At 42.0% G+C, this 21612-nt stretch carries 17 protein-coding genes; 16 read left to right on the plus strand and 1 reads right to left on the minus strand.

The window, feature by feature from the left end:
* From C4F40_RS00940 to C4F40_RS00950, 3 genes are read left to right on the plus strand one after another with little or no spacing between them, the layout of a single operon-like run.
* On the plus strand, positions 1-1587 hold the full coding sequence (locus C4F40_RS00940) for a RagB/SusD family nutrient uptake outer membrane protein (protein WP_196937500.1): 1587 nt from the start codon (positions 1-3) through the stop codon (positions 1585-1587).
* Positions 1588-1589: 2 nt separating this feature from the next.
* Entirely contained in the window at positions 1590-2477 is an 888-nt protein-coding gene (locus C4F40_RS00945) for a zinc-binding metallopeptidase (RefSeq protein ID WP_196937501.1), read from the plus strand.
* A 5-nt stretch (positions 2478-2482) separates the two neighbouring features.
* Entirely contained in the window at positions 2483-3775 is a 1293-nt protein-coding gene (locus C4F40_RS00950) for a DUF4302 domain-containing protein (RefSeq protein WP_196937502.1), read from the plus strand.
* A 354-nt stretch (positions 3776-4129) separates the two neighbouring features.
* On the opposite strand, the gene C4F40_RS21720 is transcribed toward C4F40_RS00950, so the two are convergent.
* On the minus strand, positions 4130-4309 hold the full coding sequence (locus tag C4F40_RS21720; RefSeq protein WP_390881601.1) for a sigma factor-like helix-turn-helix DNA-binding protein: 180 nt from the start codon (positions 4307-4309) through the stop codon (positions 4130-4132).
* 14 nt (positions 4310-4323) lie between these two features.
* Between C4F40_RS21720 and C4F40_RS00960 the strand changes: the two genes are divergently transcribed.
* From C4F40_RS00960 to C4F40_RS01020, 13 genes are all read left to right on the plus strand, one after another.
* Positions 4324-4680 (plus strand): family 43 glycosylhydrolase, encoded by a 357-nt coding sequence (locus C4F40_RS00960; RefSeq protein ID WP_196937504.1) that lies wholly within the window; start codon positions 4324-4326, stop codon positions 4678-4680.
* Positions 4681-5028: 348 nt separating this feature from the next.
* The gene (locus C4F40_RS00965; RefSeq protein WP_196937505.1) at positions 5029-5451 is read left to right on the plus strand and encodes an adenylyltransferase/cytidyltransferase family protein; all 423 of its coding nucleotides are present in this window, start codon (positions 5029-5031) and stop codon (positions 5449-5451) included.
* Between the two features lie 68 nt (positions 5452-5519).
* Positions 5520-6383: an aldose 1-epimerase family protein gene (locus C4F40_RS00970; RefSeq protein WP_196937506.1), complete on the plus strand. Its 864-nt coding sequence runs from the start codon at positions 5520-5522 to the stop codon at positions 6381-6383.
* Between the two features lie 173 nt (positions 6384-6556).
* Positions 6557-7561: a class 1 fructose-bisphosphatase gene (fbp, locus tag C4F40_RS00975; protein ID WP_196937507.1), complete on the plus strand. Its 1005-nt coding sequence runs from the start codon at positions 6557-6559 to the stop codon at positions 7559-7561.
* 535 nt (positions 7562-8096) lie between these two features.
* A complete protein-coding gene (gene xyl3A, locus C4F40_RS00980; protein WP_231389877.1) occupies positions 8097-10718 on the plus strand; it encodes a xylan 1,4-beta-xylosidase in 2622 nt (873 codons plus the stop codon).
* A 229-nt stretch (positions 10719-10947) separates the two neighbouring features.
* Complete coding sequence (locus tag C4F40_RS00985; RefSeq protein ID WP_196937508.1) at positions 10948-12129, plus strand: glycoside hydrolase family 88/105 protein; 1182 nt, start codon at positions 10948-10950, stop codon at positions 12127-12129.
* A 284-nt stretch (positions 12130-12413) separates the two neighbouring features.
* Positions 12414-13436 (plus strand): glycoside hydrolase family 43 protein, encoded by a 1023-nt coding sequence (locus C4F40_RS00990; protein WP_196937509.1) that lies wholly within the window; start codon positions 12414-12416, stop codon positions 13434-13436.
* 244 nt (positions 13437-13680) lie between these two features.
* Entirely contained in the window at positions 13681-14541 is an 861-nt protein-coding gene (locus C4F40_RS00995; RefSeq protein WP_196937510.1) for a PstS family phosphate ABC transporter substrate-binding protein, read from the plus strand.
* Positions 14542-14607: 66 nt separating this feature from the next.
* Positions 14608-15498 carry a phosphate ABC transporter permease subunit PstC gene (gene pstC, locus C4F40_RS01000; RefSeq protein WP_196937511.1) on the plus strand — a complete coding sequence of 297 codons (891 nt, stop codon included), beginning with the start codon at positions 14608-14610 and terminating at the stop codon, positions 15496-15498.
* Positions 15488-16345, plus strand: a complete 858-nt coding sequence (gene pstA / locus C4F40_RS01005) for a phosphate ABC transporter permease PstA (RefSeq protein WP_196937512.1) — start codon at positions 15488-15490, stop codon at positions 16343-16345. The genes pstC and pstA overlap by 11 nt, the downstream gene beginning before the upstream one ends.
* Positions 16335-17081 (plus strand): phosphate ABC transporter ATP-binding protein PstB, encoded by a 747-nt coding sequence (gene pstB / locus C4F40_RS01010; protein WP_196937513.1) that lies wholly within the window; start codon positions 16335-16337, stop codon positions 17079-17081. The genes pstA and pstB overlap by 11 nt, the downstream gene beginning before the upstream one ends.
* A 398-nt stretch (positions 17082-17479) precedes the next feature.
* Positions 17480-19183, plus strand: a complete 1704-nt coding sequence (locus C4F40_RS01015) for a trypsin-like peptidase domain-containing protein (protein ID WP_196937514.1) — start codon at positions 17480-17482, stop codon at positions 19181-19183.
* An 81-nt stretch (positions 19184-19264) separates the two neighbouring features.
* Positions 19265-21610: a GH92 family glycosyl hydrolase gene (locus C4F40_RS01020; RefSeq protein WP_196937515.1), complete on the plus strand. Its 2346-nt coding sequence runs from the start codon at positions 19265-19267 to the stop codon at positions 21608-21610.
* The last annotated feature ends 2 nt before the right edge of the window (positions 21611-21612 follow it).

The following is a 21612-nucleotide window of genomic DNA, read 5'->3' on the forward strand; positions in this document are numbered from 1 at the left end:
ATGAAAAGAAAGAACACACTATATACAGCGATCGTTTTCTTATGTGGTCTCGGTCTTACTTCTTGCAACAAGTTTCTGGATGAGATGCCTGATAACCGAGCGACGCTGGATACAGAAGCAAAAATCGATAAAATGTTGGTTTCTGCCTATCCACAGACAGCATATCTGGTTTCGGCAGAGTTCTCTTCAGATAATGTGGACGATTATGGAGCAACAAATCCGTATAGTGAGCGGGATATTGCCCAACTGTTTCGCTGGGAAGAGGTTACAGAAAATACAGATGACAGTCCTAAAAGTTTGTGGGAGGCTTGCTATCAAGCAATTGCCAGTGCAAATGCTGCATTGGTTGCTATCGAAGAAATGGGAAATCCCGCATCGCTAAACCCCCAGCGCGGCGAGGCTTTGGCTGCGAGAGCGTATAATCATTTTATCCTGGTGAACCTTTTTGCTCAACATTACAGTAAAACACATTCCCTTACGGATCTAGGTGTGACGTATATGCTTAGTCCCGAAACGGAGTTAGATCCCAAATACGAACGCAATACGGTTCAGGAAGTATACGACTATATGTTACAGGATTTAGCGGAAGCCATTCCATTAATTGATGACGCTACATATAATTCCACACCCAAGTATCATATGAACTTTGCGGCTACAAATGCATTAGCGGCTAGAATAGCGCTTTATATGCAAGATTGGGAAAAAGCAGTTCAATATGCGAACGCCGCTATAGGCGTAAACCCTTCGGCAATACTTCGTGAAAATGATAAGATTAGCGCAAATGCCGTAGGAGGTGTATTGGATGTCGCGATTTTTTATAACCGGAGTGATATAAAAGCCAATCTGCTCCTGCAAACCGCTGGGACAAATCATGGTGTGTATTTCGGACCTTATTATGAAGGCGGTCGTTATAGTCATGGAGCGTTAATTGCTAACACAGAAACGATGCTTGCACCGGCCCCATATGGACAGCGAAACTCTATCGGATATAAGGTGAGAGCATTTGTTTATTCAGGCACTAATCTCGACAAGATCTTGATGGCTAGAGTTCCCTATCTATTTGAATTTACTGACCCCGTTGCAGGGATTGGTTATAGTCGAGGGGTTTATGCTGCTTTTACAACAGAAGAAACAATGTTAGTTAGGGCAGAGGCACTTATTCATTTAAAGCGATATAACGAAGCCGTTGTGGATATGAAGAGATGGGTTGATAATACGTTGGTAGCTCCTCCTGCCGTATTTACGGTAGAAAGTATCAATACTTGGGCGAATAATCTGGAGTATTTTACACCTCAGATGCCTACGCCTAAGAAAAAGTTGAACCCAGAATTTGCCGTGGAAGCCGGAACACAAGAAAACTTACTTCATGCGTTGTTGTTTATCCGCCGCGTAGAGACAATACATACGGGTTTACGCTGGTTTGATGTGAAACGATACGGCATAGAGATTGAAAGACGTATTGTTACCTCCGGTACTACCGTTGCCTCCGTAGAATCAGAGTCTAAATTGACTGTTCGTGATAAAAGGCAGGCTCTACAAATTCCTTTGGACGTAATCAGCGCAGGTTTAACCCCTAATCCGAGATAATTATGAAAAGATTAACTAAACTATTTACCATTTTATTGTCTTCAGTATTATTGTTCTCCTGCTCCAAGGAGAAACTTAATCCAGATAGTGTTTTTAAAGATTTGGACGTGGAGAAGAATGCGCTAGACAACTATATTTCCGCAATGTATACGGAAGACTACAACATCGCTATTGTATATAAATTCGTGGAGGGTGAATCAGACTTGAATTATAACCTCAGTCCCGCTCATTACGAAAGCTCGGTCCGTATGACCAAATTAATGCATTACCTTGGTATAGCACCTTACGATAAGGTGACAGGTAGCAAGAGTTTTATAAAGTCTTATTTTCCAAAAATACTCAATTATATTGGGTCGCCCGCCTATCGTAACAATGGTACCATGGTATTAGGCACCGCTGAGGGTGGAAAAAAGATTACTATGTATAATTTGAATGCACTCGATGAAGAAACAGGAGAGGATATTGAGTATCTAAATTTCTACTATTTTCATACGATCCATCATGAGTTTGCACATATTTTGCATCAAACGAAAGATTATCCAACATCTTTTGATCAGATTACGGGTAATGGATATGTATCGGATGCATGGAGCGATATCTACGATGATGAAACGGCTGTCGCCGAGGGCTTTATTTCGGCCTATGCTTCGAAAGAAGCAAATGAGGATTTTGTCGAAACCTATTCTTATTATATTACGTTGACACCCGAACAATGGGAAGAACGGACGACAATTGGAGGTGAGGAAGGTAAGGCGATCATTGAGGCCAAGCTTGATATTGTGCGTACCTATTTTTTAAATATATGGAAAATAGATTTAGACGAATTGCGGGCAGAGATCTTAAGTCGTCAGGGTAATTTACCAAATTTTGATCAGACATCTTTAAACTAGGAAATATGAAACTAAAATATTTAATATTAGCATTTATACTTCCTGTAATGCTAATTACATCGTGTAAACGGGAAGAGGATCGAATTTTTGATAAAAGTGCATCGGAAAGAATGACAGCGGCAATCGCTAATGTCTATACTGTCTTACAGGATAACGAAGCTGGGTGGATGATGAAATATTATCCGAGTAGCACGCGTGAATTTGGAGGTTATACTATTTTTGCCAAATTTGTTTCCAATGCACAAGTGTCTTTGACTTCAGATATTAACGATGACGTCATTACGAGTTCCTATTCTGTCGTGCAAGAATCAGGGCCGGTATTAACATTTAACGGCTTCAATAAAGTGATCCATTATTTTTCGGAGCCGGGATTGGATAATGGGGGCATCGGTGCGGATGATACGGGTATGAAGGGCGACTTCGAGTTTATAGTGTTAAAAGCTACAGCAGACTCGGTTGTTCTAAAGGGAAAGAAAAGTGGCAACGAAATTGTGATGTTACCTTTATCTGGAACTGAGTTTGAAACGAAAGCTGTAGAATATCAGGAAGCAAGTATATCCTTTGCAGAATTTGGAGTGTTTAATCTAGAAAATAGTAGTGGAGAAATTTCTCCTTTAACATATAGTTCAAGAACATTTCAGGATGCTTCAGACGCAAATAGTAAGTTGTTAACTTTCAGGGTGGTGCCTGGAGGTTTGGAATTTTATGAACAGGCGGATTTACAAGGTGCAAAATTCGACAAATTAAGTTTTACCGCCCCCAACGGAGAATATCCTTTGGGTTATTATTCTGATGCTAATAACAGTGTGAAAATTGTGCCACAAGTTACGCCTATCAATATGTGGTTTAAAGACAACTTATGGTCAATGTCCTATAATAACGTTGGAGCAACTGGTAAAAGTTTTTGGAACGACGCCCGTACGAGTTTGACGAATAATAACATTGTGCTGAATAATTATTATATAGGTACTTACAGCGGGTTAACAAGTATGGTTTATGTTTTGCAAAACGGGGCTGTAGTTGGTCTGATTACACACGATATCATGTTGATTCCCGGAACAGAAGATCAGGTTAAAATCTCGTTGGATGGAAGTATTTACAATTTAGGAGGTGGATTTGGTGTCGCGTATTGGACGGCTGGTCTGAACGCGCTTACCACGCCGTTCCAAAACCGTACATTTAGGATAACCGCTGATGATCCCAATAAGCCAGGCAGTGTTCTGTTGACGGATATTGGAATTCCGACAAATACATTTAGACTGTTTTTAGATGATATCGATGATCCATTTAATAATTAACATTGAAGAATTACCGGTATGGATGCGCTTCTTAGACTAGGTAGAAGTTTCTAGATATTCTATTTTAACCTATTCGTTGTGTCTATTCATCGAAGAGGGGATTGTTAAACTTGTTTGATAGTTTAAGGAAGTAGTTACCGAACCCCGAGGATGGTCAAAACCGGAATCGGGGTTTCGTTACTTACACCTGAATATACAAAGTTACTATCCAAATTTAAAGTGTACTTATTGGAATTTTAAAATTGATAAATCTTTGGTCCGTATGAATTAAAACAACACAAACTTTAGGAATCGATTTACTTAACAGCAATATTTTCAAAAATAGTGGAACCGAATACGGTCCGTCAGCATTCATTATTGAAGAAACTGGCACAATAAAAAAGCCGTATATAGGCTGATATCTTTTTCCTTAAAGATGAGGCGTAAAGCCGACAGGGATTTTGACCGGGCATAGTAGACGTTGCTTACGGTGGTTCCTAGTGTCTCACATATCTCCTGGGTGTCCATCCCTTCGAGATAAGACAAGCGAAACACTTCTGCCTACCGTTGTGAAATTGAAAAATAAATATTACTTGTTCTATTCGGCTAATCACTTCATGAACATCGATTATTCGGTGGGATATGCGGTGGCTGATTCACCTTATGGTCCTTGGGAAAAGCAGAAAAATAACCCTATTATCCATCGTTCTATTGTTGGTGAGAATGGTGCTGGGCATGGTGATCTGTTTGAGGGACTAGACGGGCAATTATATTATACCTATCACATTCACGTTGATGAAAATAACGTCAGGCCAAGACGAACACGTATCGTGCCGGTAACAAAGCAGTGGAATCCGCAGACCGGAATCTATGAATTTTCGGTAAAAGGAAACGAGGTGATCGTACCTGTGATAGCGGAGAAATGAGAAGGTAGTTCCTCGACTATCCCATGGGGCCATGATCCAAAGATATCTTTATTAAATAGGTGAAACCAGCTGCACCTATGCAAGAATGTATATGTGACCGATGGGTGCCTGTATGACGTCTACCGCCACGCAGATTCCAACACTTACCGCACATGCTGTAGATCATGCGGTCAAAGAAATAAAAAGAATGGATAGATAAGGAGATCTCATACCGCTGAAAGTGCGTTTTCAATAGAAGAATTAATGTGTTTTTAACAAAGGAAATCTTAAAAATTAGTATATTTATCCCGAAGTACCTCAATTTAGCCGGGCCGATGTGCTCACCGAAGATAATTTTGAATTTGAACAATGAAAATAGGAATAACTTTTGGCGTATTTGATCTGCTACATGCGGGTCATATTATGATGCTTGAGGAAGCAAAACGTAATTGTGATTATTTAATCGTGGGACTTAACACGGATCCATCCGAGGTATCGCCCGAAAAGAATAAACCGACGCAATCCGTCGTTGAACGCTACATACAGCTGGAAGGATGTCGTTATGTGGACGAAATTATCCCCTATGAAACAGAGCAGGATTTAGCTGATATGATTAAGGCATTGCCGATAAATGTCCGTTTTATCGGAGAAGAATATCGCGACCGGGATTTTACTGGCCGTAAATATTGTATCGAAGAGAAGATTGATATCTATTTCAATAAGCGCAGCCATCGCTTTTCGAGTCACGGACTGCGCAAGGTTGTAGCGGAGAAAGAAGCGTCTAATAAGTGATTAGGCGGCAGGAGTTAGAGATGTGTAATGTCTCACTCCTGATATCTGACACCTAATGCCTAAAAAAGATGCTTGAAAACGATATACTAAAGATAAAAGTAGTACCAAAAGGAGCGGAACTGCAGAGCATATACAATAAGAATGCAAAGCGCGAGTATATCTGGCAGCGTGACCCGCGTTTTTGGACCAAAAGTTCTCCCGTGTTATTCCCGATCGTAGGAGGTTTAAAGAACGGTAGGTATTGGCTCCATGGACAGGAATATCAACTACCTAAACACGGTTTTGCGCGTGACCATACGTTTGATTTGGTTGTACAATCAAAGACGGAACTTAGCTTCGTCTTGCGGGCAGACAGGCAGACGAAAGACATATACCCTTTTGATTTTGATTTTTTTGTACATTACATCTTGGAAGAGGATACATTGTATTGTACTTATGAGGTATGGAATAACAGTGAAGAAAAAATGTTGTTTTCCGTAGGAGGTCATCCCGCTCTGCAGCTGGATTTTTCGCAACGCAGGGGGTGGGCTGATTACTTTTTGGAGTTTCCCGATGATAGTGCACTGACCCGATATTACCTCCGGAATGGATTGTTGCACACACAGCCCGAGTTTTATCCTCTGGAAGGCCACCGCCTTCAATTAAGTGGAAACATGTTCCGGGATGATGCTTGGGTGTTGAAGAATCTCTTGTCTAAGAAAATAATACTGGGTAACAGACAGGAAGACTATGCTGTAGGGTTTGCTGTTGAAGGATTTTCATACCTCGGCCTGTGGTCTGCACCAGGATCATCTTTTATCTGCTTGGAACCCTGGTGTGGTGTAAACGACACGGAGCAACACAGCGGACTATTGGAAGAGAAGGAGGGGATTGTCGTGGTATCGCCAACAGATCGATGGCAACGAACCTGGTCTCTGTCAATACTAAAGTAGTACGGCTAGGTTGAGCTTACCGCTCCCGAAGTTGCGATATGATAGAGAGAAGCGAATCATCTACAAATCGATAACGATTGCGTAGAATTTGTGCTGTAAAATAGGGTATTGACGTGCTTTTTGCAGGCTATTGATTACCTTTATGGAACCTACAAGCCACTAATTCACATATCATGACAGTATTTAAAACATTAGGCCAGTTTATAATAGAAAAGCAAGCGGATTTTCCATATGCAAAGGGCGAGTTCTCCCGTTTATTACGTGATATCGGTATTGCCGCGAAGATAGTAAACCGTGAGGTGAACAAAGCGGGATTGGCGGATATCTTGGGTGCTGCAGGTAAGGTAAATATACAGGGCGAAGGACAGCAGAAGTTGGATGTATACGCCGATGAGCAATTTATTGCAGCCTTGCGTAGTGGGGGAGAATGCTGTGTAGTCGCGTCGGAGGAGCATGAAAATCCCATATGTATACAGTCTGAGGTTTCCAAAAATGCAAAATACGTTGTCTGCATTGATCCACTCGATGGATCGAGCAATATTGATGTCAATGTATCTGTAGGAACTGTATTTTCGATCTATAGGCGTATCTCTATGAGCGGGGAAGCAACGTTGTCGGATATTCTGCAAAAAGGAGCCGTACAGGTCGCTGCAGGTTATATTATTTATGGTTCGTCAACGATGCTGGTGTACACTACAGGGAAAGGCGTGAATGGATTTACCCTTGATCCCAGTATTGGCGAATTCTGTCTGTCGCATCCAGAAATTAAAATTCCGGCTCAAGGAAGGATTTATTCCGTTAATGAGGGTAACTACCGTAAGTTTCCGGAAGGGGTAAAAAAATATATTAAGTACTGCGAAGAAGAGGATGAGGCAACGGGGCGCCCTTATATCGCACGGTATATTGGATCGTTGGTAGCAGATATCCACCGCAACCTTTTGTTAGGAGGCGTATTTCTATACCCCAACACCTCTTCTCATGCCAACGGCAAGCTGCGCCTGATGTATGAAGCAAATCCGGTAGCATTTATTGTGGAGCAGGCAGGAGGGAAAGCTTCTGACGGTGTGCAGCGCATATTGGATTTGACGCCTACTGAGCTGCACCAGCGTACGGCATTGTATTGCGGCAGTAAGGACATGGTCGAAAGAATTGAATCCTACCTTCAAGAACGAACCTAAGAATACATGCTTGATAATAGTGACGAAAGCCGGTTGAGGGAAACACTTGAACAAAAAATAAGAGATAAATTTTGAAATGACATTAGTTTGACATACAAGTTGTACTAAATAATGCAGAGTGGGCGTTATAATAGCTCATAATTTAGGTTAATAATTGGTTAATTAAAATATCCTGGAGCTCCCGCTTCAGGATATTTTTTTGTCGTACAGTTGCGTGAGCAGATCAACATCGGTTCAGGAATACAGATCGTGAAAACACCACTATCTAGCTTTTTTGCAAAACGGATGGATACTCGCCGTGAGGATTATTTTGGTGTTTTCTGACTTAATGTTTTGATAAACACCGTTTTTAGGTTTTCTTCTCCGTATATAACCGTTCAATGTGTCAAAAAAAATGTACAAGAATGAACAATAAATGTACATCAAAAAAACTAGTTATGTTTAAATTTGAATGCTAGCTAATCGTAAAGTGTTAACTATAGTCGCAACCGGTTGCAACTGTTATTGAATCACTCAAAAATATAAACTGGAAATAATGAAGATAACCGAAATCAATTTTATGAACATACTTACTTTTTGTTTATTATTACTTGCGGCACCTTTTTTCTCGTATGGGCAGCAATTACCTTTTCAGAATAGGATGTTGGACATGGAGGCCCGCGTAGCAGATTTGCTAAAAAGATTGACGGTGGAGGAAAAAGTAGGTTTGATGCAAGACGTTTCCCAACCAGTCGATCGACTAGGGATTAAAGGTTATAACTGGTGGAATGAAGCACTGCATGGGGTAGCTCGATCGGGACAGGCGACGGTTTTTCCACAACCAATCGGTATGGCTGCTTCTTTTGATAGTGATGCAATTTTTGACGTGTTTAATGCCGTGTCGGATGAAGCGCGTGCAAAGCACCATCAGTATGCTGCGCAAGGGAGTTATGCCCGATATCAGGGGCTCACTATGTGGACGCCTACCATCAATATTTTTAGGGACCCTAGATGGGGGCGCGGAATTGAAACATATGGAGAAGATCCGTATCTAACGGGTGTACTGGGACTTGCAGCGGTTAAAGGTTTGCAGGGTGTGTCTAAGGATGGATACGATAAAATTCATGCCTGTGCAAAGCACTTTGCCGTACACTCCGGGCCGGAGTGGAACAGACATTCATTTAACGCGGCCAATATCAGACCAAGAGATCTATACGAGACTTATTTACCTGCTTTTGAGAAATTGGTAAAGGAAGGAAATGTAATGGAAGTGATGTGTGCGTATAACCGCTTTGAAGGTGAACCCTGCTGCGGCAGCGATCAATTGTTAATGCAGATCCTTCGGGAAAAATGGGGATTTAAAGGTGTCGTGGTAGCAGATTGCGGAGCGATAGCAGATTTTTACAAAGAAAATGCGCATAAAACACATCCGGATGCAATCACAGCGTCCGCCAAAGCGGTATTAAGTGGTACGGATCTGGATTGTGGATCAAGTTATAAGGCATTGATTGATGCGGTTAAGGACGGCCATATCCAAGAAAAAGACATTGATGTCTCCGTTAGTAGGTTGTTGTTGGCTAGATTTAGACTCGGAGAAATGGATTCTCCGAACGATGTTCCTTGGTCTAAAATTAGTTCGGATGTCATCGCATCCGAGTCTCATGATAGTATAGCGCTGGAAATGGCACGTAAATCGATGACCTTATTGCAAAATAACAACAAAATCCTCCCCTTAAAAAGAGGAGGATTAAAAGTGGCGGTGATGGGGCCGAATGCGCAGGACTCGGTGATGCAATGGGGGAACTATAACGGAACACCTAAGAGAACGATTACCATTTTAGCGGGTATACAGCAGGCGTTGGGGAAAGACGACGAACTGGTTTATGAACAAGGGTCTGGCCTAGTAGAGAATATCATCATGGAGAGTGCATACAGTCAGTGTTTTTCGGAGGAGGGAGCTGGATTCGCAGCACACTATTGGAATAATAAGGAAAGAACCGGCAGTATGGTGGCAAAGCAACTGATGAAAACACCTTTTGCGTTATGCACCTCAGGTGCTACAGTGTTTGCTCCAAATGTTGAGCTGACCGATTTTTCTGCAAGTTATAGAAGTACGTTTAAACCCGACAAAACAGGCGAGGTTACACTACAGCTGTATGTCAACGGCGTTGTAAGTTTATTAGTTGATGGAAAGGAAGTTAAAACTGCCAGAACGGGTCACGGTGCTCGAAAGATAAACCATACAATGAAAGTGCAGAAAGGAAAACAGTATGATATACAATTGGATTTTGCCCATCATAACGGAGATGCGCAGTTGAATTTTGACCTTGGATATCGGGAGGTAATAGATATACAGCGCTCACTTGCACGTGTGGCCGATGTCGACGTAGTGGTATTCGTTGGGGGTATTTCACCTTCTTTGGAAGGTGAAGAAATGGGTGTGGATTTTCCGGGGTTCAAGCGCGGAGATCGTATAGATATTGAATTGCCGACCGTGCAACGCGAATTTTTAGCTGCCCTAAGCAAAGTTGGTAAAAAGGTTGTTTTCGTAAATTGCTCTGGTTCCCCGATCGGTTTGGCTCCTGAAACCGAACGTTGTGAAGCTATCTTGCAAGCCTGGTATCCAGGTCAGGCAGGAGGACGTGCAGTGGCCGACGTGCTCTTTGGCGCGTATAATCCTTCGGGCCGATTACCAGTGACCTTTTACAGGGACACCACCCAGCTTCCAGATTTTGAGAATTATGATATGACAGGAAGAACGTATAGATACCTAAAAGAAAAACCACTTTTTCCTTTTGGACACGGTTTAAGTTACAGTCGGTTTGATTATGGGACACCGATGGTTGATCGGGAAACATTCGTTGTGGGAGATTCGGTTTGCCTCACCGTTCCGATCGCAAATTCTAGCACGATCGATGGAGATGAAATTGTTCAGGTTTATATCAAACGGGTAGATGATCAGGATGAAGGACCCATAAAATCCCTTCGGGCGGTGCAGCGGGTTCATATTCCAGCTGGAGAGAAACATGAAGCAAAAATCTGGTTATCGAGCAAGCAATTTGAGTTTTGGAATGAATCCAATCAGCTAGTTGATGTGTTCTCGGGAAAATTTAGGGTTTTTGTCGGTGGGAGCTCTACAGCGGAAGATCTGAGGGAACTAACGTTACAAATTCTTTAAATTTAAATATAACACTGACGTCGGTTTGAATGACCTATAGTCGTTTGAAACAAGTCTGTGGCTTGTCAATCTAGTTTAAACTTATTTTTTAATAATGAGAATTTTTAATTTCAAAGGAATCGTATTTGCAGGCATGGCAATATTCGTTACGCTATGTAGTTCGGCTGCCCTGTATGCACAATCCGTGACTCCTCAAAATCCAAATATAGCTTAGAAAATGATGTCAACGATGAGATTAACTAAATTGATAATAATGCGAATGTTCATGCTAATGATGTGTGTATGGGCATCGCTGGAGGGAATGGCGCAAGCCAATGCAATAAAAATGGCTGACTCGGATATGAAACGTAATCCTGAAGCTTGGATGATTGACTTTTCGAAAGCCCTGAAGTGGAATTATTGCCATGGTCTGGTCATGCAATCTATCTTACAGGTGTGGGATAAGACGGGAAATACAAAATATTATGATTATGTATATGACTATGCGGATACGATGGTAAATACGGATGGAACAATCAAAACCTACAACGCCTTAGATTACAATATTGATCGGGTAAATACAGGCAAAATTCTTTTTCCCATCTTAAATAAAACAGGTGAACAGCGATTTGTAACGGCGATAGAACTGCAACGTGAACAAATGCGCACCCATCCCCGTACTTCGGGCGGTAGTTTTTGGCATAAGAAAGTATATCCACATCAGGTTTGGCTTGATGGTCTGTATATGGCCGGACCTTTTCTAGCGCAGTATGCAAAAGAAAATAACGAGCAGGCTTTGTTTACAGATGTTGCACTGCAAATTACGGATGTACGTAAACACTTATACGATCCAAAAACGGGTCTTTACTTTCACGGGTGGGATGAAAGCAAGCAACAGCGCTGGAGTGATCCCAATACGGGTTTATCACCACATTTTTGGTCACGAAGTATCGGTTGGTATATGATGTCTATCGTTGATGTATTGGATTTTTTACCGGCGAATCATACAAGCAGACCGGAGATTATAAAAATATTGCAAGAACTCGCTGCTTCTCTGGAGAAATTTCGAGACCCTGAAACAGGGATGTGGTATCAGGTAACAGACTTGGGATATAGAGAAGGGAATTACCTAGAATCTACAGGTTCGATCATGTTTATTTATGCTTGGATAAAAGGAGCTCAAAAAGGATATCTAAATGAGAACTACTTGGAAAAGGGCAAAAAAGCATACGACCAGTATTTGGCACAGTTTGTAAAAACGGAAGAAGATGGTACTTGCTCAATAACAGACTGTTGTTCCGTTGCTGGTCTTGGTGGGGAAAAGAATTACAGAGACGGAAGTTTTGAATATTATATCAGTGAGCCTATTCGTGACAATGACCCCAAAGCGGTAGGGCCTTTTATTATGGTTAGTTTGTTGTTAAATAGGTAATGATCGGTTTTTGAGTAAGATAGATTCACTTTTTACTTAAAACTAATGTAGTACTAACTTTTAATTGTGTTTCATTATATTTCCGCTATAAATAAGTTATCAAAGCCGAGGAGAACCGACCGTAGGGAGCTCACCGTAGGTAAACCGATAAATTTACATTTTTATTCAACGCGATTATAATTGCACGGAACGGCAAATTTATCTAAGTTTGTTATGCAAGTTATAAACCGAACTGTGTAAATTATATGTTCTGGCTAATAAGAAATTAACCCTATAAAGAAATAATGAAAGCGCTTTTAAAAATTTGTATCTTATTCGTTTGTACCCTATCGGTAGGCCTTAGTGCTGCTCAAGAAGCTGTGCAACAACCTGATGTAGCCCCTTTTATTCCACAGCGTGCTGATCCGTTTATCACGCGAGGAATCGATGGTACTTATTATTTTATTGCTACCGTTCCGGAGTATGATCGTATTGAAATACGTCAATCAAAGACACTCGATGGTCTTAAGGATGCCAAAGGAATAGTCGTATGGCGGAAACATAGTGAAGGCATAATGGGTAGTCATATATGGGCTCCGGAACTTCATCAGATAGACGGAAAATGGTATATCTATTTTGCGGCGGGCTCGGCTAAGGATAAATGGAAGATTCGTAAATATGTGTTATCAAATACCTCCAAAAACCCGACCGAGGGCAATTGGAGAGAAGAGGGGGAGATGGAAAGCCATCGTAATGAATTTTCGCTGGATGCAACAACCTTTGCCTTGAAGGGACAACGCTATATGATCTGGGTAGATCGGGCCTCGGACACGGTTGTTAATACCGGTTTGTATATTGCTAAGATGCTCAATCCAACAAAATTGGATGATCGGCAGGTGGTTATTAGCCAACCTCAATATGATTGGGAAATGAAAGGTCATAAAGTGAACGAGGGACCCGCAGTACTCGTTCGTCATGGAAAGGTGTTTTTAACTTTTTCTGCGAGTGCGACGGACGCTTCCTATTGTATAGGTCTTCTTTGGGCTGATGAAAAATCGGATCTTTTGGATCCTGCGTCGTGGCATAAGCTGCGTGAGCCTGTTTTTTTTACGAATGAAAAATTACGTCGCTTTGGCCCAGGACATAACAGCTTTACAACATCGGAAGACGGTAGCACAGATATTATGGTTTATCATGCCCGTGATTATAAAGAGATAGATGGTGAGCCATTGTATGATCCCAATCGTCATACCCGTGTGCGGGTGTTAAAATGGACAAATGACGGTATGCCTGATTTCGGTCAGGAATATGGTGACGAGGTATTCTGATACGAAACGAAGGATGGTTTGGATATTGGGATATACCTGTGCGGGATGAAAAGCTTACCGGTATTTTTCTCGAGGTAGCCGCTCAACGAAGGAATTTACACGGGCGGCAGAGGGGAATAAAAGATATATGTCTATTATTTTGGTGGAAATCTAAGCTGTAAATTTAGAAGCAAGTAAATAAATATTAATATTTTGTTAACATTAACCTAACGTAAATACAATACCAGAATAGGAGATTTGCTGCATGGAGCGAGGGCTAGTTAATTGGATTCTGTTTCTTTCCGTGTTCTTGGGATTGACGCTCTTTACGAGTTGTGGTAATCGGGATAATTCCATAAAGATGAAAGGCTCAGATACGGAAGTAAACCTAGCCGTTAATCTCGCTGAAAAATTTGCAGCAATCGATCCTGCATTTAATATTGCGATTTCGGGCGGAGGCTCCGGGCTGGGGATTACATCATTGCTTAATGGCCAGGCAGATATTGCAAACTCTTCCCGTCCATTATCGGAAGAAGAAATACAACAATTCAAAAACAAAGGTATTGCTCTACGTACCATTGTGTTCGCCGAAGACGCTACTGCTTTTGTAGTGCATCGGGATCTTCCGCTGGAAGAAATCGATGTGCTAACTTTGGGGAAAATTCTGAAAGGAGAAATCCGAAATTGGTCTGAACTAACAACAACTCATCTTCCCATCAATATTTACGGGCGTCAGAGCAGTTCGGGTACACATTCATTTGTCAAAAAGAAACTGAATATTGAATTTTCAACGGCGGCAAAGGAAATGACCGGAAATGCTCAAATTCTCGAAGGCGTGAAGGCCGATAAATCTGGTATAGGTTATGTCGGGGCTGGTTATGTGGCACATGAAGCTAACGCAAATCAGAGCGTTAAGATTTTAAAGATAAAAGAGTCGGAGACAGAAATTGCGCGTTCTCCGACAGACCCCGAATCCATCAATCATCGGCTCTATTTTTTTCAACGTCCGCTCTATCAATTTGTGATTGAAAAATCATGGCATAAAGTGAAACCACTTGTCGATTTTGAGAGAAGCCCACAGGGCAAACAGTTGATCGAAGCGCACGGTTACTATATTATAGAATAAAATTTTATCGATATACATTTGAATTCACTAGCCCTCTGGGTGGCGGTTTCTAAAAAACAGACAAGTATGAGATATAAAACCCGTATTTCGTTAGACAACCTATTCAAAATAGTTTTTAAAGCCACAGGTCTGTTGGTTTTGGCCTTGTTGGGTGGTATATTTTTGATGTTGATCTATAATTCCTTTTCGTTCTTCTTAGATGTTAGGCCATTGGATTTTATCACGGGCATGGAGTGGAATCCAACGGGAAAAACACCAAAGTACGGTATGCTTCCATTGATTCTCAGTACAACATTGGTTACCCTGGGAGCCATGGTAATTGCGATTCCACTGGGAATAGGTACCGCTGCTTTTATAGCAGAATACGCCAGTCCCCGTTTGAAGAATATCCTCAAACCGGCTATCGAAATGCTTGCTGCTATTCCATCGGTAGTTATCGGTTTTTTAGGAATCGTGGTGTTGAGCCCACGGATTGCAGATATGGCAGACTTATCAAACGGCCTTAACGCGCTTAACGGAGCTATTCTTTTGGCAATCATGGCATTGCCTACGATCATTACGGTAGCGGAAGACGCAATACATGCCGTACCAAATACGTATAAGGAAGCAAGTTATGGTGTGGGTGCTACAAAATGGCAAACCTTACGCAAAGTGGTTATCCCTGCGGCATTTCCAGGTATTATAGCTGCCATCATGTTAGGGGTAGGTAGAGCTATTGGTGAAACGATGACGGTACTGATGGCTACTGGTAATGCATCAATGTTCCCAACGGGAATGTTTGATGCGGTGAAGACCATGACTGCAACCATAGCAATAGAAATGGGAGAGGTACCTTATCAAACCACACATTATTATGCCTTATATGCGATTGCTACCGTGTTGTTCTTTATGACGCTAATAGCGAATATGTTGGGTGAATATTTTATCAACAAGTTCCGAAAATATCATGCGGTATAAAACACCAAAAATAGCGTCTATAATAGAATGGAGCACTTTACTGTTAAGCACCTGCTTGGTCTGTTTCTTCCTGCTCGTGGTTCTCTGGGAAATCATTTCCAAAGGAGCCAGTAAGCTTTCTTGGGAATTCGTGTTTAGTGTGCCGACAGATGGGATGACAAAAGGAGGTGTTTTTACACCTGTTATAGGTACCGTGCTACTGACGATGATTACCGCGCTTTTTTCTATTCCGTTTGGCGTTTCCTGCGCAATCTATCTGAATGAATACGCGGAAAACAATTGGCTTACACGTACGATAAGAGCCTCTATTCGTAACCTGTCAGGTGTACCATCGATTATTTACGGTTTATTTGGGTTGGCCTTATTTGTACAGGCGTTACAATTCGGAACGTCGATGTTGGCGGCAGGTTTGACGTTGGGTCTATTGTCTTTACCTTATATTATCACGACTACTGAAGAGGCATTGGTACGTATTCCTAACAGTACGCGTGAAGCGGCCTTGGCCATAGGAGCTACGAAATTCGAAACCATTAAGGACGTTGTAGTGCCTTCGGCGATGCCAGGTATTCTTACAGGGGTAGTGTTAACATTGTCGCGTGCCGCTGGTGAAACGGCCCCTATTCTATTTACCGGTGCAGCGTTTTATATCAACAGATCTACAGGATATCTGAATGAAGAATTTATGGCGCTGCCTTACCATTTATATATGCTCTCTACACAACATCAGTCCATAGAAGAAGTGCGGCCTATAGCCTATGGAACGGCTTTGGTGTTGGTTATTGTTGTGTTTTTAATGAATCTAACTGCTTTTTACTTCCGCTATAAATACAGGAAAAATGAGAACTAAACTTTCAGCTGAATCGCTTAATTTAAGCTTCGGAACCAAGCAGGTTCTAAAAAGCATTAATGTTTCCTTCAATGAGCACGAAATAACAGCATTGATCGGCCCTTCGGGCTGTGGTAAAAGCACGCTGCTCCGAAGTTTTAATAGAATGCACGACCTTTTCTCTTACGCACATATTGACGGAAAACTGAAGCTTGAGGAACTCGATCTATACGACAAAACAGTACCTGTCACCGAAATTAGGAAGCGGATAGGAATGGTATTTCAAAAGGCCAACCCTTTTCCTAAAAGTATATATGAGAACATTGCGTACGGTTTGCGAATCAATAATCTGCCTCATGGCAAAGATGTGGTAGAAAAAGCATTGCGCGAAGCATTCCTGTGGGAAGAAGTGAAGGATGATCTGAAAATGCCCGCAACAAGATTGTCAGGCGGACAACAACAAAGACTATGTATCGCGCGTGCGGTAGCACTCCGTCCGGAGGTTATTCTGATGGACGAACCCTGTTCGGCACTCGATCCAGTAAGTACATTGAAAATCGAAGAACTGATAACCCATCTAAAAGAAAAGTATACCATTGTCATTGTTACCCATAATATGCAACAGGCGCAACGTATTGCAGACAAGACTGTGTTTATGTACTTGGGTGAGATAAAAGAAGAAGGTGCTACGCAGGATATTTTCAATTTTCCGAAAAATGAAGTAACGGCTAATTACATCAAAGGGCAGTTTGGGTAATTTTGAATTTAGTTTCTTTTGAAAGGGTTGTTCTTTTAAACGACCCTATTTTTTTTATTAATTTCTCTTGTCGCATTGATCGAGACATAATCTAATTTTTAATCTTTTTGTCTTTGCCTTCGGAGAGGCTCCTTCTTCTTTTTTTTAAAGAATCAAAAATCACTGTACCTGCCACAACATGTCACCATTGGCACTTCTGTTAAATTTATCTTCGACAGGGAAGGTGAGATCCGGATGTATTAACGGATCAAATGGCAATGCAGATTACACCAAATTAGAAATGATCGAATTAGTCGAGTCCGCGAAAAAGTCTCGTAAAGGCTAATGTTTTCAATATTGTCAGTATATTTATCGGCACGGTTTTTTTAGCTGTGCCGATTTAATTTTTTAGTGACCTCATGCAACGTAATGATTTCTTCAGTCCGATGAATTTTCGAGATACTGCTCGGCGGATAGCGATGTTTCTTTTTGTTTCAGCTTTATGCTTGGATGGAAGCGTTTATGCAGTCTCCGAAGTTGATATCCCTGATCGGCAGATTGCCGACTCTATCCTAAAAAAAGTATACCCGGCTTGTATTAAACTGTATGGTATTGATTCCCTGACGCAACGACAAAATGCGGCTCCCTTTAGCGGAGTGGTCGTTAGTGCTGAAGGAGATATCCTTACCGTTGCTCATGCGACTAAACCAGGTAACGTGTATCGGGTGTTATTTCCAGATGGTAAAACGGGGACGGCGAGGGCATTGGGAAGACTGGTAACCGACAGCTCCACGAATTTGCCGGATGTCGCGATGATGAAGATGGAAGGAGAGGGGGCTTGGCCTTATGCCGAGATGGGCTGGTCTTCCTCGTTAGTAGAAGACCAGTTGTGCTTCGGTTGGTCTTACCCCGAAACGTTACGCTTGAGTAAACCGTTTTTGCGGATTGGGCACATCATCAATCCATTGGATACCTATGGTTTTGTACAGAGCTCCTGTATTATGGAACCAGGAGACTCTGGAGGTCCGCTGTTTGACGCCCTAGGACGTGTGGTAGCTTTGCACAGCCGTATCGATGGTCCTGAGGGCCGAAATTATGAAGTGCCTATAGACATTTACCGAAAATACTGGTCTGCTTTACAAAAGAGTGAAGGTATCGATCAGTACCCCGCGGTAGAAGATCCCATCGGATTAGACCCCCTGATTGATAAACTTCAAACACAGCCGTTGTCGAACCCGGTAGAAAAATCACGGAAAAAGTCTCTTCCCGTCTTTACGATAGTAAGTACAATTAGCTCGGATTCGGTACAGGTTCTGGGTACTGGATTTTCCCTCACTAAAAATAAACAGATTATCGTAAGCAAGAGTAGCCTTGTGGGACACTACCCAGTTTTGAAATACGGGAAGAAGGAATATCCATTACAGGTAATAGCTAGAGATAAGAACAATGATCTAATAGCACTGCAGGCTCCGATACAATTACGTGAAACAGTTCGTCAGACAGCAATTGCTGATGGCCTGCTTACAGAGGATGATATTGGACGAGCTATTTGGACTTCTATTTCTCCGACAGATACGAAAAAGGGAGTGGTAGGAATGGCTCCGCAAAGTATGCCGGCATGGCAGAGTTCGGGGAGTATTAGTGCACGACTACAAGAGATCAACGGGTTGCCAACTGTATTGCATGTGGACAGCCTCGGACCGGCGTATATAGCAGGGTTAAAGAAAGACGATAAAATTGTGCTATTGAATGGTCATGACGTGGCAAGCGCGGAAAAAATTAATAAAGAGTTTATGAATTATTTTCCGGGCGATACCGTCACCGTTTCTTGGATAAGAGGAGAAGCTAATTTAGCATCTGATTTGATCCTCACAAACAAAGTATTTGGGGAAAGCAATCATCCGGCAAACAACATAAAGGGCGGTAAATCCATCCGAAGAGATGGTTTCTCAAGTGTATTTCTTCACGATTCACGCATCCATAGTTACGAATGTGGAAGCCCTGTTTTTAATACGCATGGCAAATGCATAGGTTTAAATATTGCGCGATATAGCCATACGGCATCTTTGGCTATTCCGGCAAATGTACTTCAGGCTTTTTTACAAAGGATAGAGTTGGAATAATTTAGTATATTGCGGTTGCTAAAACGATTTTAAATATTAAAAACGCCTACACGCACCTATAAACTGTAATTATTGCTATCTATGATTAAAGATATTAAAATCCATGATCAGGCGGGTCGACGCCATACGAGACACATCGTGCTTGCTTTTCTTTTTTGTAACCTTTTTTTTACATCTTCTACTTTTGCCCAATATAAGGAACCGGTCGATTATGTCAGTACATTAGTCGGCACACTCTCCAAATACGAACTCTCTACTGGAAATACGTATCCTGCAATTGCTGTGCCTTGGGGGATGAACTTTTGGACGCCGCAAACGGGAAAGATGGGAGATGGTTGGATTTATACCTACACTGCCGATAAAATTAGAGGATTTAAGCAAACGCATCAACCTAGCCCTTGGAATAACGACTACGGACAGTTTGCGATTATGCCGATCACGGGACAGCCCAATGTCGACGAGGAGAAACGGGCAAGCTGGTTTTCGCACAAAGCTGAAATAGCAAAGCCATACTATTATAGTGTGTACCTGGCGGATTATGATGTGACAACAGAAATCACGCCGACAGAAAGGGCTTCATTGTTTCGGTTTACGTTTCCGGAAAGCGATAGCGCATATGTTGTGATTGATGCTTTTGATAAGGGCTCCTACGTAAAAATAATTCCGGAAGAAAATAAGATTATTGGATACACCACTAAAAATAGTGGAGGGGTTCCGGATAATTTTAAAAATTACTTCGTGATCGTTTTCGATAAACCATTTGCCTCACATGCTGCCGTAAAGAGCGGAGTAATCCAAAAAGGAGAACGCGAAACAACAGACCAGCATGCTGGAGGTTTAATAGGTTTCCGTACGAAGCGAGGCGAGCAGGTCACTGCACGTATAGCCTCCTCTTTCATTAGTCATGCTCAGGCTGAACTGAATCTTCGGGAAGTGGACAAAAAATCATTCGATCAGATCAAACAAATTGGCCGTAAAAAATGGAACGAGGTGCTAGGGAAAATAATAATCGAGGATGATGACATCGATAAAATCAGAACTTTTTACTCCTGTTTGTATCGTTCGACGTTGTATCCCAGAGATTTCTCGGAGATCGATGCGCAGGGCAACAGGGTACACTACAGTCCGTACAATGGCAAGGTGTTACCGGGTTATCTCTTTACCGATACCGGATTCTGGGATACCTTCCGTAGCTTATTTCCCTTGCTGAATCTCGTCTACCCGTCGATGAACGAAAAAATGCAAGAGGGACTTGTCAATGCTTATCGCGAAAGTGGCTTTTTACCAGAATGGGCTAGTCCGGGGCACCGGGCATCCATGATCGGGAATAATTCGGCATCTGTTGTGACCGACGCATATTTAAGTGGACTCAAAGGCTACGATGCGGAGATTCTTTGGCAAGCGGTAAACCACGGTGCTAATCACGTGCATCCGACCAATTCATCTACCGGTAGAGCTGGATTTGATCTGTACAACGACAAAGGGTATATCCCGGCGGATAATGAACTCAGCCAGCATGTTGCACGTACACTCGAATATGCATATGCAGACTGGTGTATTTATCAATTCGGTAAAGCCCTAAAAAAACCAGAATCGGAGATTGATATTTACGCAAAAAGAGCACTTAACTATAAAAATCTCTACGATAGAGAGACGCAGCTGATGCGTGCCCGGAATAGTGACGGTACGTTCGTTTCCCCTTTTTATCCCAGTGATTGGACCAGGGCATACACAGAAGGTAACGCCTGGCATTGGAGTTTTTGTGTTTTCCACGATCCACAGGGATTGATTGACTTAATGGGGGGGAATGACAGATTTATAGCTATGCTAGATACGGTATTTGCTGTACCAAGTCATGAGGGAATGAAAAGCAGGCGTATGATCCATGAAATGAGAGAGATGCAAGTTATGAATATGGGCCAATACGCACATGGTAACCAGCCGATCCAACATATGCCCTATCTGTACAATTATGGGGGACAGCCATGGAAGACACAATATTGGGTAAGACAGATCATGGATAAGCTGTACTCTGCTGCTCCAGATGGGTATTGTGGTGATGAAGACAACGGGCAGACATCTGCATGGTACGTCTTCTCGTCATTGGGATTTTACCCTGTAGCTCCGGGATCGGGCGAATATGCCATTGGTTCACCGCAATTTAAAAAAGTCACCCTTAAACTGGAGAATGGCAAAACGGTGATCATTTCTTCTAAAGCGCCTGATGATCAATCTATTTATGTAGATGATATGAAGGTGAATGGAAAATCGTATACACATAATTATCTGAAGTATGCTGACTTGATGAAAGGTGGAGAGCTGGTCTTTAAGATGTCGACAAGTCCTAATCTAACAAGAGGTACGCAACCGGAGGATATGCCTTATTCATTTACCAAAGAATTACAACACACAAAATCAAAAAAATAACG

Origin of the sequence: Sphingobacterium pedocola, from assembly GCF_015209965.1 — a bacterium.
In the GTDB taxonomy this organism is placed as follows: domain Bacteria; phylum Bacteroidota; class Bacteroidia; order Sphingobacteriales; family Sphingobacteriaceae; genus Sphingobacterium; species Sphingobacterium pedocola.